Consider the following 5,796-nt stretch of genomic DNA (forward strand, 5'->3'; position numbering starts at 1 on the left):
GCTGCTGGAGGGACCGAGCGATCTCGCGGCCGTCGACGCGCTGGCCGCCCTGCGCGGCCGGGACCTCGCGGCGGAGGGGGTGTGCGTGCTGTCGATGAACGGCGCCATGAACGCCGCCCGCTTCGCCCGGATCCTCGGCCCTCCGGGGCTCGGCCTGCGCCTGACGGGCCTGTGCGACGAGCGCGAACGGCCGTACTACGACCGGGGACTGGAGCGGGCGGGCGCGCCGCGCGACGGCGTCTTCGTGTGCGTCGCGGACCTCGAGGAGGAGCTGATCCGCGCGCTCGGCGCGGAATGGGTCGAGGAGACGGTCCGGGCCGAGGGCGACCTGCGTGCCTGGCAGACCTTCCGGAGCCAGCCCGCGCAGCAGGGCAGGTCCCGCGAGCGGCAGTTGCGTCGGTTCCTCGGCACCAAGAAGGGCCGCAAGATCCACTACGGCCGCGTGCTGGTCGAGGCCCTCGGGCCCGACGAGGTCCCCGGCCCTCTCCGCGGCCTCTTCGCCGGCCTGTGACGTCCACCGCCGCCGGCCCCTCCCGCCCCCGCGTCCACCGGCGCCGCCTTCTCCGACCCACCCCGCACCTTCCGACCCGCGAGACCGAGATGGACGAGGAATGACCTCCCACCTGCACGCGCTCACCTTCGACGCGCTCGATCCGGCCGCCCTCGCCCGCTTCTGGGCGGGCCTCCTGGGCCGGGAGACCGACGGCGGCACCGCTGACGCGGTCACCGTCCTGCCGGCCGGGGGGACCGACCTCCCGCTCCGGTTCGTCCGGACCCGGGAGCCGAAGTCGGGCCAGAACCGGCTGCACTTCGACCTGACGAGCACCTCCCTGGACGACCAGCGGGAGACCGTGGCGCGGGCGCTCGCGCTCGGTGGCCGCCACACCGACGTCGGCCAGCTCCCGGAGGAGTCCCACGTGGTGCTCGCCGACCCGGACGGCAACGAGTTCTGCGTCATCGAGCCGGGCAACGGCTTCCTGTCCGGCTGCGGACTCGTCGGGGCACTCGCCTGCGACGGTTCGCAGGCGGTCGGGTACTTCTGGAGCCGCGCGCTGGGCTGGCCGCTGGTCTGGGACGAGAACGAGGAGACGGCGGTCCAGTCGCCCGCCGGCGGGACGAAGATCACCTGGGGTGGTCCTCCGATGATGCCGCGCCTCGGCAGGGACCGGATCCGTTTCGACCTCACGGTGCGGGCCGGCGAGGACCTCGAGGCGGAGATCGGGCGCCTGGTCTCCCTCGGCGCGGCTCGACCCGGCGGCGACCGGCGCGAGGACGGCGGACGCGTGGTCCTGACCGATCCCGACGGCAACGAGTTCACCGTGCGGACGGCCCGATAGCCTTGCCCCAGGTCAAGATCGCAGAGGGGTGGAGACGATGACGGACATCGTGAAGGCGGCGGCGCGCAAGGTCTTCGAGCGTTACGACGTCGACGGGGACGGCCAGGTGACGGCCGAGGAGTACCGGCAGGTCGTGTCGGAGCTGGAGGGCACCGGGATCACCGAGGAGCAGGCCCGGGAGCTGATCGACTCGCTCGACACCGACGGCGACCGGCAGATGTCCTTCGAGGAGTTCTGGGCCGCCATGAACGGCTGAGACGCGTCCGCGAACACCCGGGCCCGGTGCGCGGGACGCACCGGGCCCGGGCGGCTTCCCCCTGACGGCCGGCGGCTGCCGAGGCCGGGTCCACGCCGTTGCCCGCCGGCCGACGAGGTGTCACGTCGCGACGGTCGCGGTCGCGGAAGGGGCGGGGGCGACGCCCGAGGACGCCGTGCACCCGCGGTGTACCCGAGGCCGGGGCGGCGCTACGGTCTGCCCATGGCCGGATCCCCGTACCGCTACAGCTTCCCCTTCATCGACCGCTGGGAGAAGCGGCTCACCCGCATGATCCTGATCGGCTTCGGCGCGGGCGCCCTGCTGGTCCTGATCGCGTTGGGCGTGGGCGCGTCGCTGGACGGGCGGGTGCCGGACGACGACCCGCTCTGGATGTGGGCATGGGGCCTGTTGATCGCCGGCGCGGTGGTCGCCGGGGGCCTCGGCATCCTGGTGCCGCTGCTCCTCGGCTGTGTGATGGGCGGTCTCTCGCTGCACCCGAAGGGCTGGGCCCCGGGGCTGGTGCTGTACCTGGGCGTCCTGGCGTTCGCGGTCGGCGCCGCGCTCGACGACGCGTACCTGGGCGACCTGCTGGACACCTGGCTCGCACCGGCCGGGCTGGTCGCGCTGGTGGTGGGGACGGTCTGGTTCCGCGTGCTGGGCCGGCGCCGCGGTGTTCCGCTGTCCGGCGGCCGGGTCCACGGGACGGACGACCCCGCGTAGGCCCGGCCCGGGAGGGCCGGTACGGTCCGGGAGGGCCGGTACGGTCCGGGAGGGCCGGTACGGTCCGGGCGGGCCGGTACGGTCCGGGCGGGCCGGTACGGTCCGGGCGGGGCCACCGCCACCGACGCGCCCTTCACCGTCCGGGCGTCTTCCCGGCAGCCGGTCCACGGCCCCGCCGTCCCCTCACCCGGCGGAGGGCCGGGCGGGGCGGCGGCACAGCCAGCCGTTGACCGCGAAGCGGCTGTCCTCCGGCCGCCCGCTGGGGCAGCTCACCTTGCGCACCTCGTGCCAGTGGGTGGGCCGGAAGAAGACGATGCTGTCGTGCCGGGGTTCCCAGTCCCGCCACGTGCGGTCCTCCCACCGCCTCGCCTTCTTCCCGTCCAGTGGCTCGGCGCCGTCGAACACGCGCAGTTCGCCGCCCTGGAAGGGCCGGGGCGTGGCGTGCAGGTAGTAGACGAACGTCAGCAGGCGGTCGGCGCACTCGACGCCGTCGGTGTCCTGGTGCGCCCGGTAGAAGTCGCCGTCGTTGTGCACGTTGAGGCTGTACGAGGGCACGGTGTCGCGGCAGGGGACGCCCAGCGTCTGCTCCACCGCCGGCAGCACGTCGCCGATCGCGTCGAGGAGTTCGGGGGCGGCGAACCAGCCGGACCGGGAGCGCCGTACGTGGGGAACGACCTGGCGGCCGTCGACCGTGGACGGTTCCAGGGCGCCGGCCGCGGCGACGGCCCTCCGCAGCAGAGCGGCCGACGTCTGCTCCCCCAGGAAGCCGGTGAGGCGGCAGACCACGGGGGCGAGCCGCCAGACCGCGTCCATGGACACCGTGGTCCGTCGCCGAGCCGGCTGCGACGTCGCCGTCGCGGAATCCCGCACCGTCATCGTTCCCCGCCTTCCTGATCAGGCCGGGTCACGGGTCGGCCCCGGACGGAAAGGTGATCGACTGCTGAGAAGCTAGACGCCACATCGGCCGGACGGTCGGGGCGACCCGCCCGGACGCCCTCCCCTCACGGCGGATTCCGTCGAACGGCCGCACGCGTGATCTCCTCGCGGATCCTCTCGAGCCGGTCGTCGAGGTAGAAGTGGCCGCCGGGGAAGGTGAGCAGCCGGAAGGGGCCCGTGGTGTGGCCGGCCCACGCCCCGACCTCGGACACCGCCACCGCGGGGTCCTCCTCGCCCGCGAGGCCGGTCACCGGACAGGTGAGGCGCAGGCCGGCGGGGGCGCGATAGCGGTTGCTGGCGTGGAAGTCGTTGCGGACGGCCGGCAGGACCAGTTCGAGGAACGCGGGGTCGTCCGGGATCTGCGGGGCGGAGTCGCCGCCCAGCTGCTTCAGGATGCCGAGCAGTTCGGCGTCGGTGTCCAGCGACGGCGGGGCGCCGTCCAGGGGCAGGGACGGAGCGCGCCGGGCCGAGGCGAACAGGGCGCGCACGGTCGTCCCGCGCCGCTCCAGCCGCACGGCGGTCTCGAAGGCGACGGCCGAGCCGAGGCTGTGGCCGAACAGCACCAGGGGGAGGTCGGCCCAGGGTTCCAGCTCTTCGGCGACGCGGTCGGCAAGCTCCCCGACGTCCGCGACGCAGGGCTCGGCGATCCGGTCCTGCCGCCCCGGGTACTGGACGACCAGCGCCTGGACGTGCGGCTTCAGCGCGCGGGACAGCGGGTGGAAGGAGGTCGCCCCCGCACCTCCGTGCGGGAAGAGCACCACGTGCGGCGCGTCCGGCGCCGCGGTGTGGAACCGTCGTATCCAGGCCGTCCGCCTCGGGCGCTCGGTCACTGCCCCTACCTTCTGTTCGACCCGTCCGACTGCACTCCCCCGGCCCCGATCATCGCACCGCCTCCCCGGATTCCCGGGGACCGGCCCCTTGCCCCTCCCGTGCCGCGGAGCCTACGCAACGCCTGCGGCTTCCGTCACAGGAACGGGAATGTTCCGGTTCGCACCAAATGTTGTGGTAGGTGCGAAGGGAGAACAGTTCCGGTCGCAGGGGCTGCGCGCCCACCGAGCCGGCCGGCCCCGCGACTGGGGCCGTCGGTCCCGGCGACGGGGCGGGCGGCGCCACAACGACCACCGGAGGGTCACCGGCCTCCGACCTTCCGGCCGAGGGTCCGGGCGCGAGGCGGCTTTGGGGAGCCGCGGACCGCCCGGACCGCTCATCACCGCTCATCACCGCTCATCACCCCGCCCTTCCCCGATGCCTCCGCGGGCTGCGATCATGCCCTGACCTTGTCTTTCGCCCCGCCCAGGAGGTTCTGCGTGACTTCGCACGCCCCCACTTTCGACGTCGCCGCCGTGCGTGCCCACTTCCCGGCTCTGCTGACCTCCGGCTGGGCCCGTTTCGACGCGCCCGGCGGGACGCAGACCCCCGCGCCGGTGGTGGCCGCGATGGCCGAGGCCCTCACCCGCCCGCTGGCCAACCGCGGCCGGGTCACCGAGGGGCAGCGCAACGCCGACGACATCGTGACCGGGGCGCGCCGCGCCATGGGCGACTTCCTCAACACCCCCGCCTCGACGGTGGTGTTCGGCCGCAGCGCCACCCAGCTGGTCTACGACCTCGCCCGCACCCTCGCCAAGGACTGGGGGCCCGGGGACGAGGTCGTCGTGACGCGGCTGGACCACGACTCCAACATCCGCCCCTGGGTGCAGGCGGCCGAGGCCGCGCGCGCCGTCGTGCGGTGGGCCGACTTCGACCCGGCCACCGGTGAGCTGCGGCCCGAGCACATCGAGGCGGTGCTGTCCCCCCGTACCCGCCTGGTCGCGGTCACCGCCGCCTCCAACCTCAACGGGGCCCGCCCCGACGTGCCGGCCATCGCCGCGCTGACGCACGCGGCCGGAGCGCTGCTGCACGTCGACGCCGTGCACCACGCGGCGCACGTCGCCGTCGACCTGCCGGCGCTCGGCGCGGACACCCTGGTCTGCTCCCCGTACAAGTTCCTCGGCCCGCACCTCGGGGTGCTGACCGGACGCGCCGAGCTGCTGGAGTCGCTGCACCCCGACAAGCTCCTGCCGTCGAGCGACGCCGTCCCCGAGCGCTTCGAACTGGGCACGCTGCCCTACGAGTTGCTGGCGGCGACGCGGGCCGCCGTGGACTTCCTGGCCGATCTGGCGCCGGGAGGCGCCGGTCCGGGCCGCCGGGAGCGGCTGGTGGCCTCCTTCGCGGCGGCGGAGGAGCACGAGGACCGCCTCCGCGAGCGGATCGAGGAGGGACTGGCGAAGCTGCCGGGCGTCACCCTCCACTCCCGTGCCGCACTGCGCACCTCCACCCTGCTGTTCACGGCCGGCCGGGTTCCCGCGGCGGAGGTCTCGCGGCGGCTGGCGGAGCACCGCGTGGACGCCCCGGCAAGTTCCTTCTACGCCCTGGAGGCGTCCCGTCACCTGGGCCTGGGCGACGAGGGCGGGGTGCGGGTGGGTCTGGCCCCGTACAACGACGACGAGGACGTCGACCGTCTGCTGGCGGCGCTCGAGCAGATCCTGCGCTGACCGCGCCCGCTCGGCC

The 5,796-nt window shown here is 74.5% G+C and carries 7 protein-coding genes; 5 read left to right on the plus strand and 2 right to left on the minus strand.

Annotated features, from left to right (window positions below; genetic code table 11):
• The 4 genes from HW445_RS16295 to HW445_RS16310 all read left to right on the plus strand — a co-directional run.
• Positions 1–511: TOPRIM nucleotidyl transferase/hydrolase domain-containing protein (locus HW445_RS16295; RefSeq protein ID WP_180221744.1), on the plus strand; the 511-nt coding region annotated here is incomplete at its 5' end.
• 100 nt (positions 512–611) lie between these two features.
• Positions 612–1,337, plus strand: coding sequence for a VOC family protein (locus HW445_RS16300; RefSeq protein ID WP_180221745.1), 726 nt, complete (start codon positions 612–614; stop codon positions 1,335–1,337).
• Positions 1,338–1,374: 37 nt separating this feature from the next.
• On the plus strand, positions 1,375–1,593 hold the full coding sequence (locus HW445_RS16305) for an EF-hand domain-containing protein (RefSeq protein ID WP_180221746.1): 219 nt from the start codon (positions 1,375–1,377) through the stop codon (positions 1,591–1,593).
• Between the two features lie 222 nt (positions 1,594–1,815).
• Positions 1,816–2,313: a hypothetical protein gene (locus HW445_RS16310; protein WP_180221747.1), complete on the plus strand. Its 498-nt coding sequence runs from the start codon at positions 1,816–1,818 to the stop codon at positions 2,311–2,313.
• 183 nt (positions 2,314–2,496) lie between these two features.
• On the opposite strand, the gene HW445_RS16315 is transcribed toward HW445_RS16310, so the two are convergent.
• Both HW445_RS16315 and HW445_RS16320 read right to left on the minus strand, forming a co-directional pair.
• Positions 2,497–3,126: a 2OG-Fe(II) oxygenase gene (locus HW445_RS16315; protein WP_257231106.1), complete on the minus strand. Its 630-nt coding sequence runs from the start codon at positions 3,124–3,126 to the stop codon at positions 2,497–2,499.
• Positions 3,127–3,314: 188 nt separating this feature from the next.
• A complete protein-coding gene (locus HW445_RS16320; protein WP_180221748.1) occupies positions 3,315–4,079 on the minus strand; it encodes a thioesterase II family protein in 765 nt (254 codons plus the stop codon).
• A 477-nt stretch (positions 4,080–4,556) separates the two neighbouring features.
• Here HW445_RS16320 and HW445_RS16325 point away from each other — a divergent pair, with 477 nt between their 5' ends.
• Positions 4,557–5,780 (plus strand): cysteine desulfurase-like protein, encoded by a 1,224-nt coding sequence (locus HW445_RS16325; protein WP_180221749.1) that lies wholly within the window; start codon positions 4,557–4,559, stop codon positions 5,778–5,780.
• Positions 5,781–5,796 lie beyond the last annotated feature (16 nt).

The sequence above is a fragment of the Streptomyces sp. UH6 genome, assembly GCF_013421635.1.
GTDB classification, from domain to species: domain Bacteria; phylum Actinomycetota; class Actinomycetes; order Streptomycetales; family Streptomycetaceae; genus Streptomyces; species Streptomyces abyssomicinicus.

Coding starts and splice junctions, on each gene's coding strand:
- HW445_RS16300 (WP_180221745.1), top strand. CDS start 612: ATGACCTCCCACCTGCACGCGCTCACCTTCGACGCGCTCGATCCGGCC.
- HW445_RS16315 (WP_257231106.1), bottom strand. CDS start 3,126: ATGGACGCGGTCTGGCGGCTCGCCCCCGTGGTCTGCCGCCTCACCGGC.
- HW445_RS16310 (WP_180221747.1), top strand. CDS start 1,816: ATGGCCGGATCCCCGTACCGCTACAGCTTCCCCTTCATCGACCGCTGG.
- HW445_RS16305 (WP_180221746.1), top strand. CDS start 1,375: ATGACGGACATCGTGAAGGCGGCGGCGCGCAAGGTCTTCGAGCGTTAC.